A 21251-nucleotide genomic window follows, 5' to 3' on the forward strand; every position below is an offset into this window, starting at 1 on the left:
TTTAGGTCAGCCTGCCGGGGCTGTCATCCGGTGAGGCGGATTTTCCGGGAGAAACAGGGGATTGGGTGCATGTGAGGCCGTTTTGGGGGCGCTGCCCCCGTCCGCTGGCGCGGACTCCCCCGGAGTATTTCGGGCAAGAGGAATAGGGGGTCAGGTGAGGGTGATCCCGGGGGGGCCTTTGGTGATCTGGCCGATGCGGGCGGCCGGGTAGCCGGCGGTCTGGAGCTGCTGGAGCAGCGCGGTGGCTTTTTCGGCGGGGACAGCGGCGAGCAGGCCGCCGGCGGTCTGGGGATCGAAGAGGAGATCCGTGTCGGGTGTTTCGGGGAGATCGGGCAGGAGGGCGCGGTTTTGCGGGTAGAGGGTGGAGCGGATGCCGGTTTCCGCGAGTGTCCGGGCGCCCTCGAGGGTTGGGATGTCCTTGAGGGACAGGCTGGCGGCGCTGCCCGAAGCCTCGCAGATGTTGAGCAGGTGGCCTGCGAGGCCAAAGCCGGTGACGTCTGTCATGGCATGGGCGTCTTGCAGGATTTGCGAGGCTTTTGACTGGTCCTGCATCATCTGGCGGTAGGCATCTGCGACCCAGTCGCCGCGGGCCTTCATCTGCATTTCGGCGGCGAGGATCGTGCCGCTGCCGATGGGTTTGGTGAGGATCAGCGCATCGCCGGGCTTTGCGCCTTGAAGCGTGATCGGCTCAATCCTGCAGAGGCCGGTGAGGGTAAAGCCGATGGTGAGTTCGTCGCCGAGCGAGGTATGGCCGCCGACAATTTCGGCGCCGGCCTTGTGCAGCGTGTCGCGCGCGGTTGTCATGATCTCGGCCAGCAGACGGGATTGCAGCGCTTCGCTCTGGCGCGGAAGGATCAGCGTGGCGGTGGCGGCCTGTGGTTCAGCCCCCATCGCCCAGATGTCGCCGAGCGCATGGATCGCGGCGATGCGGGTCATGATGACCGGGTCATTGGTGAAGGCGCGCAGGTGGTCGGAAGTCATCACCTGTTGCGCGCCGCCGGTGTGGAGCAGGGCGGCATCGTCGCCGGGCAGGGCGGTGATGTCGTCGCGGATGGCATGGGTGGGGGCGGCGAGGGCGCGGCTGAGCGTGCCGCGCCCCACCTTGGCACCGCAGCCACCGCACATGGGCTTGTCGCCGATGGTGTCGCGCAGTGTGGCAGTGTGTTCGCGCGGGAGCGGCGGCGCGGGCATCGCGGGCAGGTCGGTGAACCGGTCCATGAATTTCCGGTCGATGTGATCCTTCCAGCGCCAGATCAGGGGGCCGGCGATGGCGGGCAGGCCGGGACGGTCGGCGAGGGCGGATTTGCCGCCGAGGGAGATCAGCTTGAGATAGCGCTTTTGCGGTCGGTAGGGGCGGAACGGTGTTTCGGTCAGGCGGGCGCGGAGGTTGTGGAACAGGACGGGCGCCTGACGGACCGCGAAAACCCCGGCCTTGGGGCGGGGGGAGGGCGCGAAATGGGCGCAGTCTCCTGTGGCAAAGATCGCGGGATCGCTGGTTTGCAGGGTTTCGGAGGTGGTGGGAAAGCCGTCGGTCAGATCGAGTCCCGAGCGGGCGAGCCATCGGTGCGGGGTGGCACCGGCGGCGCCAATGGTGAAATCGGACGGGATCTGTTTTCCATTCTCGAGTTGGACTGCATCGGCTTCGATATGTGAAATCGCGGTGTTTTCGATGGTGGTGATGTCGAGTTCTTGCAATTTGCTCAGCAGCTTGTCGCGCGCGCCGGGGGCGGTATCGCAGAGGGCGTTCGACCGGTCGATCAGCGTGATCGTGGCAGGGCGACCGGATTGCTTTAGCCGGTGGTGCAGGGACATGGCGAGTTCGGCACCGGCCACGCCTGCGCCGATCACCGTTACGCGCGCAGGGCCGGTGTTTTTTTCAAGGAAGCTTGTCCAGGCGCTGGCGAAGGGGCCGAGCGGTTTGGCGGGGATCGCGTGGTCGCTAAAGCCGGGCAGGTCCGGCAGGTCCGAGGTGATACCGATGTCGATCGAGGCGAGATCGTAGCCGATGGGCGGGCGACCGGGAACATGGATCATGCCATTGGCCGTGTCGAGATGGGTCGCCGCGCCCAGTACCAGCCGCGAATTGGCAAAACGGGCGAGGCGCACGAGATCGATATCGAGCGACCCGCGGTCATAATGACCGGCGATATGGCCCGGGAGCATGCCGGAATAGGCCGCATCGGGGTCGGGATTGATCAGGGTCAGCCTTGCACCGGGAAGAGGGCGCATCCCCCACATGCGCAGAACCAGCGCATGGGTATGGCCGCCGCCGATCAGCACGACATCATGGGTAAGGGGAAAGGTGGGACCGTTCATCCTTTGCTTATTGGCCGGTTTGGCGGGCCTTGCAAGCGGCTTGGAAATCGCGCTGGCCTCATGGGTGACGTTAAGGTTAACGTCGTTGGGGTGGCCGGCCAAAGTGCCGGGAGGAAAGGAGAAAGTCACGATGATTCCGACGCTTTTGATCGCGAACCGGGGTGAGATTGCCATTCGGGTGGCACGGACGGCGGCAGCGATGGGGATCAGGACGGTGGCGGTATACACGCCGGACGATGCGGAGTCGCTGCACCTGCGCCATGCGGATCTGGCGGTTGAACTGCCGGGGCGCGGGGTCGCGGGATATCTCGACATCGAGGCGCTGGTGGCGGTGGCGCGGGATGAAGGCTGCGATGCGGTGCATCCGGGCTATGGGCTGTTGAGCGAGAGCGCCGAATTTGCCGGGGCTTGTCGCAGTGCGGGGTTGATTTTTGTCGGGCCGGAGCCGGAGGTGCTGGCGCGGCTGGGCGACAAGGTGGCGGCGCGGGAGTTGGCAAAGGCGGCAGGGGTCGGTGTCATCGAAGGCTCGGGCGTGCTGGAGAGCGTGGAAGATGCGCGGGACTTCCTGCTGGTACAGGGCGGAGCACCGGTGGTGCTGAAAGCGGTGAGCGGCGGTGGCGGGCGCGGCATGCGGGTGGTGCGCGATGCGTCCGAGATGGAAGGCGCGCTGGCGCAGGCGCGGGCCGAGGCGAAGGCGGCATTCGGGTCCGATAGGATCTATGGCGAGCGCTATCTGCATCCGGTGCGCCATATCGAAGTGCAGATCATTGGCGACGGGCGCGACGTGACCCATCTGTGGGAGCGTGACTGTACCCTGCAGCGGCGGCATCAGAAGCTTGTCGAAATTGCCCCGGCACCGGCTCTGGACGAGGACCTGCGGGCGGCGCTGCTGGATGCGGCCGTCGCCATCGGAGAGGCCGTGCGCTATCGCGGGATCGGCACGGTGGAATTCCTTGTTGAGACGGAACGCGACGAGTTCCATTTCATCGAGGTCAACCCGCGCATTCAGGTCGAACATACGGTGACCGAGGAAATCACCGGGCTCGATCTGGTGGCGCTGCAACTGCAGATCGCAGACGGGTCGAGCCTTGCCGATGTCGGGCTCGCGGACGGGCCACGGCTGCCGCGCGGCATGGCCCTGCAGGCGCGTGTCAATTGCGAGGTGATCGGTCTGGATGGGTCGGTGCGCCCGGGCCATGGGCGGCTTGACGTGTTTTCGCCGCCGAGCGGTCCGGGGGTGCGGGTCGATACCTATGGCTATGCCGGTTACGCGATCAGCCCGATGTTCGATTCTCTGCTGGCCAAGGTGGTGGTGCATGAACGCTCGGGTGAGATTGGGCCGCTGCTGACCCGGGCGGGTCGGGTTCTGTCGGAATTCCGGATCGAAGGGGCGGGAACGACCCTGCCTTACCTCGAGGCCTTGCTGGCACGAGAGGAACTGGCGGATTGGTCGGTGGATGTGGGGTCGGTGGATCGCGGTCTGGTTACGGAACTGGCACAGGACGATGACCCGGTTGCAAAAGAGGCTCAGACAGAGGAGCCGGCCGCGGCACCGGTACTGCCCGAAGGGGTGTCCTCGCTGAAGGCCCCGATGCAGGGGGTGGTGCATTCGGTCCGGGTTGCATCCGGAGAGGATTTCGTGGCGGGGCAGGAGCTTGTCATTCTCGAAGCGATGAAGATGCAGCATGTGGTCAGTGCGCATGGGCCGGGGCGCGTGCTGGACCTGCTCGTGGAACCGGGCGATCTGGTGGCGGACGGTGCTGCGCTTGTCAGCTATGAACCACGGGCCGAGGACGTCGCTGATACGGGCGTGGCCGAGGCGCGGGACCTCGACGCGATCCGGCCTGATCTGGCGGCGCTGAACGACCGCCTTGCGCTGACGCTGGATGAAAACCGCCCCGAGGCGGTCGCGCGGCGGCGCGCGCGGGGCCAGCGGACAGCGCGGGAAAATGTTGAGGACCTTTGCCGGGGCGGGACGTTCCACGAATACGGCCAGCTCGTCGTGGCGGGGCAGTTGCGGCGACGCTCGGCCGAGGAGCTGCGGGAAAAATCCCCGGCGGACGGGATCGTCACCGGGCTGGGCGAGGTCAATGCGGGGACGGTGCCGGTCGGGGCGGCGCAGGTCGCGATCCTTGCCTATGACGGTACGGTGATGGCGGGCACGCAGGGGATGCGTGGCCATATGAAGACCGACCGTCTGTTCGAGATTGCCGAAAGGCGCAAGCTGCCGGTGATCTTTTATACCGAAGGCGGTGGCGGGCGACCGGGAGACGTCGATTTCGCCGACATCATGCGCTGTGCGCTCGACGTGACGACCTTTCATGTCTTTGCGCGGCTCAGGGGGCGGGGACCGAAAATCGCCGTCAATTCAGGCTATTGCTTCGCCGGGAACGCGGCGATCTTTGGCGCGGGGGATATCCGCATCGCCACACGCAACTCGTGGATCGGTCTGGGCGGTCCGGCAATGATCGAGGCGGGCGGTCTGGGTAGCTTCGACCCGAAAGAGATCGGTCCCGCGCCGATGCAGGCCGAGATCGGGCTGGTCGATATCTTGGTTGAGGATGAAGCCGAAGCGACCGAGGCGGCGCGGCGGGCAATGTCCTATTTCCAGGGACCGGTCGCGGATTGGGAGGCGGCGGATGCGCGCGAACTGCGCCACGTCATCCCCGAGAACCGGCTGCGCGCCTATGACGTGCGCGCGGTGATCGACGGGCTGGTCGACCGCGACAGTTTTCTGGAGCTGGGCCGCGCCCATGCGCCGGGCATGATCACGGGTCTGGTGCGTGTCGAGGGGCGTGCGCTGGGGCTGATCGCGAATAATCCGCATCACTTGGGTGGGGCGCTGGATGCGCCGGCATCGGCCAAGGCGGCGCGGTTCCTGCGGCTCTGCGCCCGGTTCGGGCTGCCGGTGGTTTCGCTTTGCGACACGCCGGGGTTCATGGTCGGGCCGGAGAGCGAGGCGCAGGGCGGCGTTCAGGCGGCCTGCGATTTCCTGAGCGCCGGGGCCGAGCTGACCGCGCCGCTCTTCTTTGTCTGTCTGCGCAAGGGCTACGGCATCGGCGCGCAGGCGATGGCGGGCGGCAGTTTCGAGACGCCCGATTTCAATATCTCGTGGCCGACGGGGGAGTTCGGGCCGATGGGGCTTGAAGGGGCGGTCACGCTTGGGTTCAAGCGCGAGCTGGACGCCGAACCGGATGAGACGGCGCGCAAGGCGCTGTTCGACCGGCTGGTCGGGGAATCCTATGAAAAGGGCCGGGCGCTGAACATCGCCGCCCTGCAGGAGATCGACGCGGTGATCGATCCGATCGACACGCGAAGCTGGATCGTCAAGGGGCTGAACGCGGCGCTTTAGGCGGGGCAATGCCGATCACAAACAGGTTCCTTGTGGGATCGGGAGGGGGGCTGGCATGGTGATAGGTATAGCCGCGAGAGTTCATGATATGCGTTTTTTTGCCCTGCCGTTCTTCATGATCCTTGCGCTTGCCGCCGGACCTGCCTCTTCGGAAGTGGCCGAGCGAGAAGGCTGGGCCGTGTTTGCCACGCAAAAGCCTTTTGATGAGTTGGTTCTGGCGGTGAAGGACGCGACCAAGGCCAATGGCATGGGCGTGGTGACAGAAGCGGGGCCGACCGATATGGCGGCCAGCCGGGGCATCACGATCCCCGGCAACCGGGTGATCGGCGTGTTCAACAACGATTTCGCCGTGACGATCCTGCGCCTGTCCGAGGCGGCGATGATCGAGGCGCCGATCCGGTTCTACGTGACCGAACAGGCGGACGGGACGGCGATGCTGTCCTACAAGAAGCCGAGCTTTGTCTTTGGGCCATATCTCGACGAGGGCGGCGAGGAACTGGTCAAGCTGTCCGAAGGTCTGGATGAGAAATTCGCCGCAATCGCTGACGAGGCGGTGAACTAGGTTTCATGAATGCAATTGAGGGCTTGCGCGGCGCGCGTGACCGGGCTTTGCAGGGGGCAGAGCTTTTGGAGGTCCCCATGTCCGACGCCCCGATCCGCGCAGCCGATGTCCTTGCCCGTCGTCTTTACGAGGCCGGGTGCCGTCACGCCTTTGGGATGCCGGGGGGCGAAGTGCTGACCCTTGTGGATGCGCTGGAGAAAGCCGGGATACGCTTTGTGCTGGCCAAGCATGAAAACGCGGCCGGGTTCATGGCCGAGGGCGTCTATCATCGGCACGGAGCGCCGGGCATTCTGGTTGCCACGCTGGGGCCGGGGGCGATGAACGGGGTGAATGTCGTGGCAAATGCCCATCAGGATCGGGTGCCGCTGATCGTGCTGACGGGCTGTGTCGATGAGTCCGAAGCCCAGCAATACACCCATCAGGTGCTGGATCACGGCGCGGTCTTCGCGCCGATCACCAAGGCGAGTTTCCGGTTGAACGCCGCGGCGGCGGGGATTGTTGCGGATCGCGCTGTTTGCGTTGCGACCGATCCGCGTCCCGGCCCGGTGCATGTGGATGTGCCTATCGGAGTCGCCGATCTGATGGTGCCCGACGTGGCCCAGCCGAGGCGCGCGCCGGCCAGTGCTGTGGCGCCCGTGGGTTCGGACCTGGCGCAGGCGAGGGAATGGCTTTTGAGTGCCGAGCGACCCATTGCGGTAGTCGGTCTCGACATGCTGGATCATGGCGCGGCGCTGGGCGCGTTTTTCGAGGCCTATGGCATCCCCTTTGTCACCAGCTACAAGGCCAAGGGTGTGGTGCCCGAAGACCATCCGCTCTGCCTTGGCGGGGCGGGGTTGTCGCCCCTCGCGGATGGCCACCTGCTGCCACTGGTACAACAAGCGGATCTGGTGCTGGCTATCGGCTACGACCCGATTGAGATGCGGCCCGGCTGGCGGCACGCTTGGGATCCGTCGCGGCAGAAGGTTATCGATATCGCGCCGGTCCAGAACGACCATTACATGCACCACGCGGGTCTGAGTTTTGTGGCCGATCCGGTGGCGACGTTGACCGCACTGATGCCTGAGGGACCGGGGCGGGATGTATGGCCCGATGGCGAACTGGCGAAGGTGCGCGCGGCGCTGGATCAGGCTTTCCCGGTGGATGAGACATGGGGGCCAGGGGCGGTAATCGCGGAATGTCGCGAGGTTCTGCCCGACAACACGCTTGCGACGGCAGATAGCGGAGCGCACCGGATCCTGCTGTCGCAGATGTGGCGCTGTTCCGAGGCGCGCGGGCTGGTGCAGTCCTCGGGGCTTTGCACGATGGGCTGCGCCGTGCCGCTCGCGATGGGGCTGAAGCTGGCCGCGCCGGAGCGGCCGGTGGTGTCCTTTTCCGGCGATGCGGGTTTTCTGATGGTGGCGGGTGAACTGGCCACGGCGGCAGAGCTTGACCTGCCGGTGATCTTTGTCGTTTTCGTCGATGCCTCGCTGGCGCTGATCGAAAAGAAGCAGCGCGAACGGCAAATGACCAACCGGGGGGTCGATTTCGCCCGATCCGATTTTGCCGCCATCGGGCGGGCCTTTGGCGGCGACGGCGTTACGGTGACATCGCGGGGCGAATTACGCACGGCGTTAAAGGATGCGCTCTCCGCCCCCAGGTTCACGGTGATCGCTGCCGAGATCCCGCGCGGAGCCTACGACGGGCGCATCTGACGCATCTTCCGCGTCATGCGCCGGTGGCGCTATCATTCTGGAATCCACGCGGAATTATGCCTGAGAAACCGGCTCATAGGCGAAATTATTGCAACAATTAACACGTGGCTTAACACGGTGCTTCACCAATGCGAGAGCAGCGTGGATAATCTTATTTCAAATTCCCTACCTTTGTTACGCCCTTGGAGAAGCCACAAAAGTGACAGGGAAGCGTTCGATGAAAGATGATGTTTTTGGCCTGCCGGTCAGCCTTGAGACCGCCGAGGGCCTTTCGGCATGGAACGCGACCCAGCTTGGGTTTCTCGCACATGCGGCCTCGACACCGGGCGATCTTGCGAAGCTACTGGAGGCCGAGCCGCATTTCGCGCTGGGCCACGCGGTGAAGGGCATGTTCTTTCTGCTGCTGGCACGGGCGGAACTGACGGCAACGGCGCGCGAGGCGTTTGCAGAGGCGCGAAAGAGGGCGGCGGCGGTTTCCGTTTCAGAGCGGGAAAGGCTGTATATCACGGCGCTCGAACGCTGGATCGATGGTAGCCCGAGCGGGGCGGTCGACGCGATGGAAGCCGTTCTGGCGGCGACGCCTGAGGATGCGCTGGCCATGAAGTTGAGCCATGCGATCCGTTTCACGCTGGGCGATGCGGCGGGGATGCGTGCCTCGGTCGAGCGAGTGCTACCCGCCTATGGCGCAGATCATGCGGCGCGGGGGTATCTGCTGGGGTGCCATGCGTTCACCCTTGAGGAAACCGGCGCTTATGAGCAGGCGGAAATTACCGGTCGGCAGGCTCTCTGGACCGCGCCGAACGACGCCTGGGGTTTGCACGCGGTGGCCCATGTCTATGACATGACCGGGCGCGCGCAATCCGGGCTGAAATGGCTGGAAGGGCGCGAAGCCGCATGGGCGCATTGCAACAATTTCCGCTATCACGTCTGGTGGCACAAGGCGCTGATGCATCTGGATCAGGGCGATATCGACCGGGTTCTGGCGCTTTACGACGAGCAGATCCGCGCCGATAAAACCGACGATTACCGCGATATATCCAACGGCGCCTCGCTGCTGATGCGGCTGGAGCTTGAGGGCGTCGACGTTGGCGATCGTTGGGAAGAGATGGCCGAAATCAGCGCGAAGCGCACGCAGGACGGCTGTTTGATTTTTGCCGATCTGCACTATCTCATGGCACTGATGCGGGGTGGCGACACTGATAACGGCGCGGCGATGCTGGTCCGGATCGCCCGAGATGCCAAGCTTGGAGAAGGAGAGATTGCGGCCCGGATGTCGGCTCCGGGATTTGATGCGGCAGCGGGACTGACCGCTTTTTCCGAGGCCCGTTTCGAAGTTGCCTTTACGCATCTTGAGCGCGCCCGAGACACGTTGCAGCTTGCCGGCGGGAGTCACGCGCAACGTGATGTTTTTGAACGAATTACTATCGACGCAGGATTGCGCGCGGGATATATCGACGCGGCCGAGCGTCTGCTGTGTCAGCGGCAGATTCGGCGTGCCGGTTCCGAAGACGCCTATACAGCCAGCCGACGTGACCTGATCGCGGCGGCACGCGGTGGTTCAGGTGCCCGAACGATGCCTGCACAATGATTTTCGAGGATGAATAACCATATGGCGACAGTTTCGCCCAGTACCGATTTCTCTGCGCTCCGTAGCGCCACTAAGACACCGGCGGCGGTTTCGACGACTCGCGATATTCGGCTCGATTTCTACCGGGGCATCGCGATGTTCATTATCCTTGTCGCCCATATTCCCGGTAATGCCTGGGCCAACTGGATTCCTGCCCGTTTCGGATTTTCCGATGCCACCGAGATATTCGTCTTCTGTTCCGGCATGGCCTCGGCCATCGCCTTTGGCGGGGCCTTCGTGCGCCGGGGATGGCTGATGGGGACGGCGCGTGTGCTGTTTCGGTGCTGGCAGGTCTATTGGGCGCATATCTGCCTGTTTTTCTTTACCGCCACGGCGATGGCCGCGCTCGATCTCTACTCGGGCAGCGATTTTTCATACATCGATGATCTCAACCTGCGGTTCTTCTTTGACGATCCGGCACCGCAGATTGTCGGGATTTTCACGCTGACCTACGTGCCCAACTATTTCGACGTTCTGCCGATGTATCTGGGCGTTCTGGCGATGATGCCGCTGATCATGGCGCTTGCGAGGGTGTCGCTCTGGGCGGTGGCGGCCTGTGTCATCGCGATCTGGCTGGCGGCCAACGTGGGCAGCATCCACTTTCCCGCCGAGCCGTGGTCGTCGCGCGAATGGTTCTTTAACCCGTTCGGCTGGCAATTGCTGTTCTTTACCGGCTTCGCGTTCATGCGCGGTTGGCTGCCGCCACCGCCCGTTAAGAAGGGGCTGATCTGGGCTGCGGCTGCTTTTCTGGTGCTGAGCGCGCCGATTGGATCGTGGAAGGTCTATAGCTGGGTGAATGCCCTTGCGCCCGGACTGGGCGCCGATCTGCTTACAATCTGGGACGGGATCAAGGCCCTGAACGAGAACACCGGGTTCGACCTGCGCGACAAGACCGATTTTGCCATCCTGCGCTATGTCCATTTCCTGTCGCTGGCCTATCTGGCTTGGGTCGTGGCAGGCGATGGCGGTGACCGTTTGCGTGCGGTTGGCGAAGGCGCGGCGGCGCGGGTCTGGTCGGTGCTGCTGACCGTGACACTCAAGGTCGGGCAGCAATCCCTTGCCGTTTTTGTAACCTCGATGGCGGTTGCCCGCCTGTTTGGCTTTGTTCTTGACCAGATCGGGCGCAATTTCGGCACCTTCGCGCTGATTAACTTGGGCGGCTTTTGCTTATTGATTGCAGTGGCCTATATCGCGGCTTGGTTTAAATCCCAGCCTTGGAGATCGAAACGGACATGAGTTTGACTAGACGCGCTTTTCTGGCCTCATCAACCGCAATTTTGGCCCTGGGCGCGTCAAGCGCCAAAGCGCAGAGCGAACCGTTTTCGCATGATCAGGTCATCGCGCTGGCACGCGAGATGGCAGGGCAGGAATATATGCCCCGCCCGACAGTTCCGCAGGACTGGATCGACCTGACTTACGAGCAGTACCGCTCGATCTGGTTCCGGTCCAAGGATGGTCTGTGGTCGCATACGGACCGCCCCTACGAGGTCGACTTCTTCCCGCCCGGGTTGTATTTCAAGCGCACCGTCGGGATCGATATCGTCGAGGACGGGGTCGCGCGCGATTTCCCGTTCGACTTCAGCCGTTTCGATCACAGCGACAAATTCCCTGAGGTGACCCTTGAGGGTAACCTCGGCTATTCCGGGCTGCGCCTGCGTACGGAACTGACGGAACCGGGCAAAAAGAACGAGTTCTGCGTCTTTCAGGGGGCGAGTTATTTCCGCGCGATCGGTTACGCCATGAACTATGGTATGTCCGCGCGTGGGCTTGCTCTCAAGACCGGCGATCCCGAGGGCGAGGAGTTTCCTGATTTCACCCGTTTCTGGCTTGAAGCGCCGGTGCCGGGACAGAAAAACATGATCGTTCATGCGCTTCTGGACAGCCCGAGCGTGACCGGTGCCTATCGTTTCGACATCACGCCGGGGCCGTCCTGCATCATGGATGTGAAGGCCACACTTTTTGCGCGAGAAGAACTGAACCATATCGGCATTGGCGCGTTGACCAGCATGTTTTTACATGACGCCACAGACCGGACCCGGTTCGATGACTTCAGACCCGCCGTACACGATACGGACGGGCTGATGGTGTGGAACGGCGCGGGTGAAGTTCTGTGGCGGCCACTGGCCAATCCGACGCGTCTTCAGATCTCTTCGTTCGTGGATCAGATGCCCAAAGGTTTTGGCCTGATGCAGCGGTCTCGCCGCTTCGCCGATTTCGCCGATCTCGAGGCGCTTTATCACAAACGTCCCGGTGTCTGGGTCGAACCCAAAGGCGACTGGGGACCGGGATCGGTCACGCTGGTCGAAATTCCGGCGGACCTCGAGATTTACGACAATATCGTTGCCTACTGGCGGCCCAAGGATCCGGTTCCGGCGGGTGAAAGCCTTGAGGTGGCCTATCGCCTGACATGGTGTGCCGAGGCCCCCGTCGACACCGGCATGGCCCGTGTCATCGAGACGCGCATGGGCGAAAGCCACGCATGGTCGGAACACGAAAACGGGCGCATCGTCACCATCGATTTCGAGCCCGATGTCATTTTCGAAGACGAACTGGATACGTTCGAACTTCGTATCACTTCGGCACAGGCCGAGACCACCGAAGGGGTGCTTCAGAGAAACCCCGATACAGGTGGCCTGCGCCTGGCCTTTTCATTTGATCCCGGCGACCGGGATGTGGTCGAGCTTCGCGCCCAGATCCGCAAGGATGGCGCGCCCGCCAGTGAAGTCTGGCTGTATCGGTGGACAAGAAATGTCTGAGTATCGTTTCATGCCGGAGCGCAACCCTCGCGCAATGCCGGTGCAGAACTTCTTTCAGGAATATCATGACGAGACCGCGCCGGGCGCGGGCTATGCCAAGGGTGCTGCGCTGAGCCGTATTTGCGCTTTTGGTCCCGCTATCGCGGCGACGATCGGGCTGCTTTACGCGATGATCAGCTGGTTTTCGGATGCCGGTATCACCCTAATCGAAGGGACGCTGATCGCCCTCATCTGCTTTAACTTTTTCTGGATCGCCTTTTCGGTCACGACCGTTCTTTTGGGTGTCTGGTCGCTGACACGGCAGGGCGCACGTCCGCAGGAACGCTCAGCCGGCGCGATGCCCAAGCCAATGAACGTCGCGCTTTTGATGCCGATCTATAACGAGGTGCCTTGGTACGTACTGGGGAACGCCCGGTCCATGCTGGAAGAGTTGCGGGCACGGGGCGGCGCGCATCGCTACGCGATGTTCATCCTGTCGGACACACGCGACGATGAAATCGCCCGCGAGGAGCAGGAAGCCGTTCGCGCCGTGCAGGCGGTTCTGTCGCCGGGGTTGGAACTTTACTATCGCCGCCGCGAGGAAAATACCGACCGCAAGGTGGGCAATATCGCAGATTGGGTCTGCAACTGGGGTGGCGGTTATGAGGCCATGCTGGTGTTGGATGCCGATAGCCTGATGACCGGTCGCGCCATTGTGCGTCTGACCGACGCGCTGGCCCGTGACCCGGGCGCTGGCCTGATCCAGAGTTTTCCGCAGCTTATTGGGGCGCAATCGGTTTTTGGCCGGATGCAGCAGTTTGCCTCGGGGGTCTATGGCGCGGCTCTGGCCGAAGGCGTCGCCCGTCTCGCCGGGCATGAAGGCAACTACTGGGGTCACAACGCGATCATTCGCACAGCGGCCTTTGCTGCCTGTGCCGGTCTTCCCTATCTCAAGCGACGCGGCGGACGGTCCCAGCTCATCATGAGTCACGACTTCGTCGAAGCCGGCCTGCTGCGTCGGGCTGGCTGGGGCGTGCGCTTCCTGCCGCGTATCCGGGGCAGTTACGAAGAGACACCGCAGACGCTTATCGACCATATTCAGCGCGACCGTCGCTGGTGTCAGGGCAACCTTCAGCACCTGAGCCTGCTGAATGCGCGTGGCTTCCGGTCCATGTCGCGGTTTCACATGTTCCACGGTGCCATCGGGTATCTGCTGTCGCCGATGTGGTTTGCGCTCTTGGTGATGTGGGCTTTGATCGGGACCAGCGAAGAAGCAAGCGTTCTGCGTTATTTCAGCCCGTCGAACCCGCTGATGCCAACATGGCCCGAGCTGAGCGAAGGGCGGCATGTACTGATCATCGTGATCATGTATGCCATGCTGCTTGCGCCAAAATTGCTGGGGATCGCGGCCCTACCGCTGACGGGCGCGCGTTTCTCTGAGTTCGGCGGGTCTGCCCGGTTTGCCCTGTCTTTCCTGTCCGAAGTCGTCCTGTCCGTTCTTTATGCGCCTATCCTGATGGTGCAGCAGGTGGTTGCCGTGTTTCGTACTGCAACCGGCATGCAGCAGGGCTGGTCGCCGCAGGCACGTGAAGGCGGCCACTATTCCTTCCTGACGGTTCTCAAGGTGCACATGCTCGAAACGGTAAGTGGAGCGGCCTTGCTGACCGGCATGGCGCTTGGCGTGGTGTCGCCGTGGCTGCTGCCGATCGCCATTAGCCTTGCGCTGGCTGTGCCCCTGTCGATGCTGAGCGGTGTGTCGTTCAGCCGTACAGGGCGCTGGATGGGAACCCGCGAGGATTTTCGCGCGCCGCCGATCACCTTTGCAGCCCGTCACTACCGGGCCGAATTGAAGACGATGCTCGAAGGGCGCGGCGCACATAAGATCGCGGCCGAGTAATCTGCTTACTCCGGCAGGCTTTCAAACCAGTCCGCAATCATGTCAGACCATCCCGGCGGCACCATGTGTCCGCCGGGAAAAAGCGCGAACTCAAGCGCGCTCCCCGGGGCGCAGTCTTCCCAGCGTCGGCGCTGGAATTCGCCGGTATCGCTGTAGCCTGTGGGATCATGCCCGTCGCAGGCATTGGTGAGACGCCAGAGTTCCAGACCGGCGAAGATATCCCCCTGAATGAACTGGCCGGCGCGGAGCGAGCGTCCCTCCAGAGGAACGACGGTATCTCGCCAGCCGTGGGTCTGGAACAACCGCACGGGACCGACGCAGTTTTGCGGTTGGGGACGCCAGAAGCCGCCGGAAACCGGGGCATAGGCGGTGAATGTTCCGGGGGCCTCGCAGGCCGTGTAGGTCACCTGGAACCCGCCCGCAGAGAATCCGGCAAGCAGAATTCTTTCAGGGTCGATACCAAAGCGGATCTCCGCGTCGCGGGCGACTTCCTTCAGAAACTCGGTCTCGTCCCTTCCTTCCCAGCTTGGGAAAAAATTCCAGCTCGATCCGGATTCCCCGAAGGAACGTGAACCGGTCGGCGCTATGACCGCATATCCGCGTGCGTTGAGCGCATCCACGAGACCGGTGTTTCGCATGGTGTTGGCGCCGTTGCTGCCCGCGCCGTGCAGGAAGATCACTGCCGGGGCATTGTCGGTGTCAACCGGGGCGGCGTGATATTCGCCGTTTTCGGTCGAACAGGCGCCGGGTGTTGGCCCGCAATCGGCCAGCGCCTGCGTGGCGAAGCACGACAGCGCGGCGAGGAGGGGTCGGATCATGTTGGCTCCTTGTAGGGCAGGGTAGGCAAGTCTGAGGCAAGCCAGCCCGGACCGGCGGCGGAGCCCAGCATGCCCTCGGGCACGTCGATGATATTGTTGAACCCTTCTCGGCTCATCCGGTTGGCCATGCGTGCGGAGCGAACGCCACGGGCGCAGATCAGCGCGATGGGGGCGGCCCGATCTGGGACGAGCGCTACCAGCGCCTCGGCAAAGTCATCGCGGCGCATGTCGATGGGATGCGCGCCTTCGCCGATTCCGGTCAGCGCCCATTCGTCTGGGCGGCGAATGTCGATCAGGGTGATGTCGCCCGCGACGGCCTGCCGGTGCGCTTCCCGGACATTCAGCGAGAGACCCGCGTAATCGGGGGCAAGCGACGACATGAAAAAGGCGGCGCCCCCGCCAAGGACCGCCAGCGCCGTACCCGCCATAAGGCGACGGCGGGAAAAGAGCGGGGCCGGGTCGTTCGCTTGCTTCATCGCCAAAGCTTGCGTTGCTGCCTGGCGACCGGCAAGGGCGCATCCCGTCGGCCACCGACCCGTGCGATCAAATTCATGTCAACTCGCCCTTTGTGCAACACCTGCTTGCGGACTGCATGACAAGGGCTGCAGGCCGTCCGAACGGGCGCAAAATGCCGCGTTTTCAAAGTTCGGCTCCGCGAAGGGTTTGACAGTCAGGAAAATTTGCTTAGGCACGTGTAAACCTTTTCGCGTCCGAAGAATGGAGTGCCGCCAGTGTCGCTATTTCTGATTGCTGCTCTTCCCTTTCTGGGCGCTGTTTTTCCGGCGCTTCTGATCCGGGCGGGGCGCAATGCCTGCGCCTCGGCGGCCGGGGCGGTGACCTTGCTGGCGCTGATCGGTGTTCTGGTGAATGCGCCCCGTGTGATGGCAGGCGGCGTCGTCACAGCGCAGATCGACTGGCTGCCGCAGCTTGGCATGAACCTGCATTTTTTCATGGACGGGCTTGGCATGTTCTTTGCCACGCTGATCCTTGGGATCGGGCTGCTGATCATCATTTACGCCCGCTATTACCTGTCGCGCGAAGACCCGATGGGCCAGTTCTATGCCTATCTGCTGCTGTTTCAGGGCGCGATGGTCGGCATCGTGCTGTCGGACAACATCCTGCTTCTGGTGGTGTTCTGGGAGCTGACCTCGCTATCGTCTTTCCTGCTGATCGGCTATTGGAAACACCTGCCCGCAGGCCGGCAGGGCGCGCGCATGGCGCTGGCGGTGACCGGCGCGGGCGGTCTGGCGCTGATCGGGGGCATGCTGGTGCTGGGCAATATCGCAGGCACCTATTCGCTGAGCGAAATCCTTGATCAGAAAGAACTTATCCAGTCCTCGCCGCTTTACCTTACGGCGCTGATCCTGATCCTGCTTGGCTGTTTCACCAAGTCCGCGCAATTTCCGTTCCACTTCTGGTTGCCCCACGCGATGGCCGCGCCGACACCGGTTTCGGCCTATTTGCACTCGGCGACGATGGTCAAAGCCGGTCTGTTCCTGATGGCGCGGCTCTGGCCGGTGCTGGCCGGCACCGATGCCTGGTTTTATATCGTGTCGACCACAGGTCTGGTGACGATGGTGCTGGGCGCGGTGATCGCACTCTTCAAGGACGACCTCAAGGCGCTGCTGGCGTTTTCGACGGTCAGTCACCTTGGCCTGATCACGTTGCTGCTAGGGCTCGGGACACAGGCCGGGGCGCTGGCCGCTGTTTTTCATATCCTGAACCACGCGACCTTCAAGGCGGCGCTCTTCATGAGCGCGGGGATCATCGACCATGAAACCCACACACGCGACATCAAGCGACTTGGCGGTCTGCGCACGCTGATGCCGGTGACATTCGTCATCGCGACCATCGCGTCGCTGTCGATGGCGGGCATTCCGCCGCTGAACGGGTTCCTCTCCAAGGAGATGATGCTCGAAGAGATTTCGCACACCACGTGGTTCGACTCGCACTGGTTCTTCCCGGTTCTGGCCACCATCGGTGCGCTGTTTTCGGCAGCTTATTCCTTCCGCTACATCGGCCACGTGTTCCTTGGCCCGGTGCGCGACGACTACCCGTCCAAGCCGCATGATCCGGGTGTTGGCATGTGGATTTCGCCCGCCTTCCTCGTTCTGCTGGTGATTGCGATCGGTCTGTTCCCCGAGGCGGTTGCGGGCAATCTGGTGCGCACGGTCACCGACGCGGTGATGGGGGAATACGGCGATTACTATCCGCTCAAGATCTGGCACGGCGTGACGCCTGCGCTTTACATGTCGGGCATCGCTGTGGTGGGTGGCCTGATCCTGCTGGCGCTGCACCGCCCGCTCGACAAGGGCTGGATCGCCACGCCCCGGCCCGAGGCCAAGACGATTTTCGACGGGCTTGTCGGCGCGCTCACGCGGGCCTGCCGTGGGATCACGGATACACTGCATGACGGGGCCATCGGGCGCTATGCAGCGATCTTCATCGTCTTTGTTCTGGTCCTTGGCGGTTATGCCTTCACCTCGGGTGCAATGGGACCGCAGACGCGACCGATGCTCGAGATCGAGGTGCTGCCCGCGATTGGCTGGTTCGGCCTTGTGGCGGCGACGCTGTGTATCGTCGCCTTCCACCGCAACCGTTTGCTGTCGTTGGTGCTGATTGGTGTTGTCGGGTTGGTCGTGACGATGCTGTTCAACTACTTCTCGGCGCCCGACCTTGCACTGACCCAGCTTTCGGTTGAGGTGGTCACCATCGTGCTAATGCTGCTGGCGCTGAATTTCATGCCCAAGACTACCCCGCGTGAAAGCTCTGTCGGACGCCGGACGCGCGATGTTCTGATCTCGGTCGCCGCAGGGCTTGGTGTCGGCGGGCTGATCTTTGCGATCATGACGCGCGGCTTTGCCTTTGACACGATCTCGGAATTCCACCTTGCCAATTCCTACAAGGGCGGCGGCGGTGACAACGTCGTCAACGTGATCCTCGTGGATTTCCGGGGCTTTGATACCTTTGGCGAGATCATCGTGCTGGGGATCGCGGCCATCGTGATCTATGCGATCACCGAGGCGATCATGCAGACCAGCGTGCGTGCGCGTCTGCTGAATCGCGTGCCGGACCAACCGGTTGCCGGGGACGCGCATCCGCTGATGATGGTTGTCGTGACGCGTCTGATGATGCCGGTGGCACTTATGGTGGCGGCCTATATCTTCTTCCGCGGTCACAACCTGCCGGGTGGCGGTTTCATCGCCGGTCTGATCGCGGCCATTGCCATCATCATGCAATACATGGCGTCGGGTTTCGGCTGGGCTGCGGCACGGCAGCATTTTCCCTATCACGGGATCATCGGGTCCGGTGTTCTTGTCGCCGCTGTGACCGGGCTTGGCGCGTGGTTCAACGGTATGCCCTTCCTGACCTCGGCATTCGGCTATATCCATCCGCCGGGGCTTGAGGAATTTGAATGGGCGACGGCGGCGCTGTTCGACCTTGGCGTGTTCTTGGCCGTGGTCGGCGCGGTGCTGCTCGCCCTTGAAAGCCTGTCGCGCTACGCGTGGAACCCCAATATCGACAGCCGTCACCCGATGGACATCAACCCGTCGCGCGATGACACCGGCCGCGTCATCAGAAAGGACTGAGCATGGAGCTGTTATTCGCCTCGGCCATCGGTGTTCTGACCGCATGCGGCATCTACCTTATCCTGCGCCAGCGGACGTTCCCGGTCATTCTTGGCCTGTCGCTGCTGTCCTATGCGGTGAACCTGTTCCTGTTTGCTACCGGCAGGTTGTCGGTGGGCGCACCGCCGATTCTGCAATACGGGGTCGAGACTTATACCGATCCGTTGCCGCAGGCGCTGGTGCTGACCGCCATCGTGATTTCGTTTGGTATGACGGCGGTGATCGTGATGATCGCGCTCAGCGCCTATCTTTCCGAGAATGACGACAGGATCGACATGGACAACCCCTCTGAACCGGTGAAAGACGACGCATGAGCCACTGGATCGTTCTGCCAATCGTCCTGCCGGCGCTTTTGGCTCCATTCTTTCTGATGGTGATCCGTCACCATCTTGATCTGCAACGGATCTTCTCGGTCGCCGGGGTACTGGTGCTGAACGGGATAACGTTTGCCCTGCTGAATCACGCGATGAGCGGTGAAGTCTCGGTTTACGAACTGGGGGACTGGCCCGCGCCCTTTGGCATCGTGCTGGTGCTTGACCGGCTGTCGGCTCTGATGATCGTGCTGACCTCACTGCTGGCGCTGGCGGTGGTTCTTTACGCGATCTGGTCCGGCTGGGACAATCGCGGGCGGCATTTCCACCCGCTGTTGCAGTTCCAGATCATGGGGGTGTCCGGCGCGTTCATGACCGGAGACGCCTTCAACCTCTTCGTTTTCTTCGAAGTTCTGCTGATCGCTTCCTACGGTCTGATGATCCACGGCGGTGGCGGCACGCGCCTGCGTGCGGGCGTGCAATACGTCGCCTACAACCTGATCGGTTCGACGCTGTTCCTCTTTGCGCTCGGCACGATTTACGGTGTCACCGGGACGCTGAACATGGCCGATCTGGCCGTGAAAGCTGCAGAGATCCCGACCGAGGATACCGCGCTGCTGCGCATTGGTGCGGTTCTTTTGCTGCTGGTATTTTCCGTCAAAGCGGCTGTTCTGCCGCTGCATTTCTGGCTGCCTGCATCTTATTCGAATGCGCCCGCGCCGGTGGCGGCCTTTTTTGCGATCATGACCAAGGTCGGGGCCTATTCTATCCTGCGGATGTTCACGCTGATCTTTGGCCCCGAGACACCGGTGGCGCAGGGGCTGGCCGGAGACTGGCTGGTCTATGCGGCGCTTCTGACGGTGGCTGTCGGTATGATCGGCACGCTTGGCGCGGCGCATGTGGCGCGGATGACGGCGTTCATCACCATCGGTTCGACCGGGACCCTTATGGTTGCCATCTCGCTCTTTACGCCCGAGGCGAGCGCGGCGGCGATCTACTATCTGATCCATTCGACCTTTGCGACGGCGATGATGTTCTTGGTCGCCGATATGATCATCGAACGCCGTGGCGACAGCATCAGCCAGCGTCGACCGATGCAGCATGGCGGCGTCATCGCGGCGCTGTTCTTTGGCGCGGCCGTAGCGATGGCGGGCATGCCGCCCCTATCGGGTTTCATTGGCAAACTGCTTGTGCTGGACGCGGCATGGGATGCGCCCGACGTGGTGCTGATCTGGTCTGTCGTGCTGATCACCTCGCTGATCGCAATCATCGGGCTGGCCCGCGCCGGGAGCCTTGTGTTCTGGAAGGCTTTTGACACAGGCAGCGGCCAGGGTGATGTCGACGAGGATACCGCCAGGCGCGAAGGCGTGGTCTTTCCGACGGATGCACCGCGCTTGCCCTTTGTGCCGGTGTTCGGCCTTTTCGCCGTCCTGATCGCGTTGACGGTGTTCGCCGGCCCGGTGATGCGCTTTGCCGAAGACACGGCCGATCAACTTTACACGCCGCAGCTCTATATCGACGCCGTTCTGAAAGGGCCCGGATCATGAGCCTCTTCCGCCGCTTTTTCCCGCACCCGCTGCTGACCGTATTGCTGACCCTTGTCTGGCTGATGCTGGTCAACAGGTTCTCCTGGAACTCGGTGATTTTCGGTTTTCTGCTGGGCGTGTTCATTCCCTTTGTGATCCGCCCGTACTGGCCGAACAACCCGCGCATCAGCAGCCCGCTGAAAGTCGCGCGCTACATCGGTGTCGTGATCTATGATATCTTCGTGGCCAATGTCACCGTGGCCTACCAGATCCTGTTCATGCGGGTCGACGCGCTGCAACCGGCGTGGATTTCCGTCCCGCTGCGGCTGCGCACGCCCGAGGCGATCACCACGCTGGCGGCCACGATCACCCTGACGCCCGGCACCGTTTCCTGTGATCTGTCGAGCGAGGGGCACAACCTGCTGGTGCACTGCCTGCATGCGCCCGATCCGGATGCCGTGATCCAGGAGATCATCGACCGTTACGAAAGCCGCCTGATGGAGATTTTCGAATGATCCTTTCCTACGCGCTTTATTTTGCCTTTGCCTGTTTCGGTCTGGCCGTCCTGATGAATCTCTGGAAGATCATCACTTCCGAAGGCGTGGGCGACCGGGTTCTGGCTCTGGATACGATGGTGGTGAACTCTATCGCCATTCTAGTCCTGGCGGGCATCCAGGAAGGCACCGAGGTGTTTTTCGAAGCGACCATGATCATCGCCATGCTGGGGTTCGTTTCCACCGTGGCCTATGCGCGCTTTATGCTGCGCGGCAACATCATCGAGTGAGGA

15 protein-coding genes are annotated in these 21251 nt (G+C 62.8%); 12 read left to right on the plus strand and 3 right to left on the minus strand.

Annotation, left to right across the window (positions count from 1 at the left end; genetic code table 11):
- Positions 1 to 150: 150 nt before the first annotated feature.
- Complete coding sequence (gene selD / locus ACU0FH_RS19505) at positions 151 to 2316, minus strand: selenide, water dikinase SelD (protein ID WP_446196990.1); 2166 nt, start codon at positions 2314 to 2316, stop codon at positions 151 to 153.
- A 130-nt stretch (positions 2317 to 2446) separates the two neighbouring features.
- Between selD and ACU0FH_RS19510 the strand changes: the two genes are divergently transcribed.
- The 7 genes from ACU0FH_RS19510 to mdoH all read left to right on the plus strand — a co-directional run bounded on the left by ACU0FH_RS19510 (position 2447) and on the right by mdoH (position 14180).
- Positions 2447 to 5668, plus strand: a complete 3222-nt coding sequence (locus ACU0FH_RS19510; RefSeq protein ID WP_446196399.1) for a carboxyl transferase domain-containing protein — start codon at positions 2447 to 2449, stop codon at positions 5666 to 5668.
- Between the two features lie 88 nt (positions 5669 to 5756).
- The gene (locus tag ACU0FH_RS19515; RefSeq protein WP_446196400.1) at positions 5757 to 6230 is read left to right on the plus strand and encodes a DUF302 domain-containing protein; all 474 of its coding nucleotides are present in this window, start codon (positions 5757 to 5759) and stop codon (positions 6228 to 6230) included.
- Positions 6231 to 6307: 77 nt separating this feature from the next.
- A complete protein-coding gene (locus ACU0FH_RS19520; protein ID WP_446196401.1) occupies positions 6308 to 7921 on the plus strand; it encodes a thiamine pyrophosphate-binding protein in 1614 nt (537 codons plus the stop codon).
- 217 nt (positions 7922 to 8138) lie between these two features.
- The gene (locus tag ACU0FH_RS19525; protein ID WP_446196402.1) at positions 8139 to 9509 is read left to right on the plus strand and encodes a tetratricopeptide repeat protein; all 1371 of its coding nucleotides are present in this window, start codon (positions 8139 to 8141) and stop codon (positions 9507 to 9509) included.
- A 21-nt stretch (positions 9510 to 9530) separates the two neighbouring features.
- The gene (locus tag ACU0FH_RS19530; protein ID WP_446196991.1) at positions 9531 to 10784 is read left to right on the plus strand and encodes an OpgC family protein; all 1254 of its coding nucleotides are present in this window, start codon (positions 9531 to 9533) and stop codon (positions 10782 to 10784) included.
- Entirely contained in the window at positions 10781 to 12304 is a 1524-nt protein-coding gene (locus ACU0FH_RS19535; RefSeq protein ID WP_446196403.1) for a glucan biosynthesis protein, read from the plus strand. Before ACU0FH_RS19530 ends, ACU0FH_RS19535 begins: the two co-directional genes overlap by 4 nt.
- Complete coding sequence (gene mdoH, locus ACU0FH_RS19540) at positions 12297 to 14180, plus strand: glucans biosynthesis glucosyltransferase MdoH (RefSeq protein WP_446196404.1); 1884 nt, start codon at positions 12297 to 12299, stop codon at positions 14178 to 14180. Before ACU0FH_RS19535 ends, mdoH begins: the two co-directional genes overlap by 8 nt.
- Positions 14181 to 14185: 5 nt before the next feature.
- Here the strand turns inward: mdoH and ACU0FH_RS19545 are convergent, their stop codons facing one another.
- Positions 14186 to 14998 (minus strand): alpha/beta hydrolase family esterase, encoded by an 813-nt coding sequence (locus ACU0FH_RS19545; RefSeq protein WP_446196405.1) that lies wholly within the window; start codon positions 14996 to 14998, stop codon positions 14186 to 14188.
- Positions 14995 to 15474, minus strand: coding sequence for a rhodanese-like domain-containing protein (locus tag ACU0FH_RS19550; protein WP_446196406.1), 480 nt, complete (start codon positions 15472 to 15474; stop codon positions 14995 to 14997). The genes ACU0FH_RS19545 and ACU0FH_RS19550 overlap by 4 nt, the downstream gene beginning before the upstream one ends.
- Before the next feature lie 255 nt (positions 15475 to 15729).
- Here ACU0FH_RS19550 and ACU0FH_RS19555 point away from each other — a divergent pair, with 255 nt between their 5' ends.
- Genes ACU0FH_RS19555 through ACU0FH_RS19575 form a run of 5 tightly spaced genes read left to right on the plus strand, consistent with a single transcriptional unit; the run spans position 15730 to position 21248 of the window.
- Positions 15730 to 18588, plus strand: a complete 2859-nt coding sequence (locus ACU0FH_RS19555; protein ID WP_446196407.1) for a monovalent cation/H+ antiporter subunit A — start codon at positions 15730 to 15732, stop codon at positions 18586 to 18588.
- A gap of 2 nt (positions 18589 to 18590) precedes the next feature.
- Entirely contained in the window at positions 18591 to 18941 is a 351-nt protein-coding gene (locus tag ACU0FH_RS19560; RefSeq protein WP_446196408.1) for a Na+/H+ antiporter subunit C, read from the plus strand.
- Positions 18938 to 20485, plus strand: coding sequence for a monovalent cation/H+ antiporter subunit D (locus tag ACU0FH_RS19565; protein ID WP_446196409.1), 1548 nt, complete (start codon positions 18938 to 18940; stop codon positions 20483 to 20485). The genes ACU0FH_RS19560 and ACU0FH_RS19565 overlap by 4 nt, the downstream gene beginning before the upstream one ends.
- Positions 20482 to 20979: a Na+/H+ antiporter subunit E gene (locus ACU0FH_RS19570; RefSeq protein ID WP_238369854.1), complete on the plus strand. Its 498-nt coding sequence runs from the start codon at positions 20482 to 20484 to the stop codon at positions 20977 to 20979. The genes ACU0FH_RS19565 and ACU0FH_RS19570 overlap by 4 nt, the downstream gene beginning before the upstream one ends.
- A complete protein-coding gene (locus tag ACU0FH_RS19575; protein WP_273544901.1) occupies positions 20976 to 21248 on the plus strand; it encodes a K+/H+ antiporter subunit F in 273 nt (90 codons plus the stop codon). The genes ACU0FH_RS19570 and ACU0FH_RS19575 overlap by 4 nt, the downstream gene beginning before the upstream one ends.
- The last annotated feature ends 3 nt before the right edge of the window (positions 21249 to 21251 follow it).

The organism is Heliomarina sp., from assembly GCF_052826185.1.